1 protein-coding gene is annotated in these 511 nt (G+C 74.0%); it reads left to right on the forward strand.

The window, feature by feature from the left end:
- Window positions 1-210: 210 nt before the first annotated feature.
- Window positions 211-511 (forward strand): Y-family DNA polymerase (locus AC1DYG_RS19275; protein ID WP_477641467.1); only part of this gene is annotated, 301 nt, incomplete at its 3' end.

The following is a 511-nucleotide window of genomic DNA, read 5'->3' on the forward strand; positions in this document are numbered from 1 at the left end:
GCCCACCCCGGGATCCGAGCCTCACGGGATCGCCCTCGGCCCGGACGGTGCGCTGTGGGCAGCCCTCGAAATCGGCGCCCTCGCCCGCCTCACACGCTCGACTCGCACCAACGCCCAGACATCACTCGTCCCGAACGTCCTCCGGGCGCAGTAGCGGGTGATGGCGTGGCCGCGCTGGCAGCGGACGCCCTCGGCCCGCAGACTGGGTGAATGGGTGCCTCGCCGCGCGAGAAGTGGGTGCTACACGTCGACCTCGACCAGTTCGTCGCCGCGGTCGAGGTGCTGCGCCACCCCGAACTGCGCGGCCGGCCGGTGATCGTCGGCGGGCGGGGTGACCCCACCGAACGCGGCGTGGTCTCGACGGCGTCGTACGAGGCCCGCGAGTTCGGGATCGGGTCGGGGATGCCGCTGCGGGTCGCCGCCCGCCGGCTCGTCACCCGCGGCGTCACCGATGCGGTGTTCCTGCCCGTCGACGGCGAGGCGTACACGGCGGCGTCGGGGTCGGTGATGG

The organism is Pedococcus sp. P1_H8 (genome assembly GCF_056405175.1).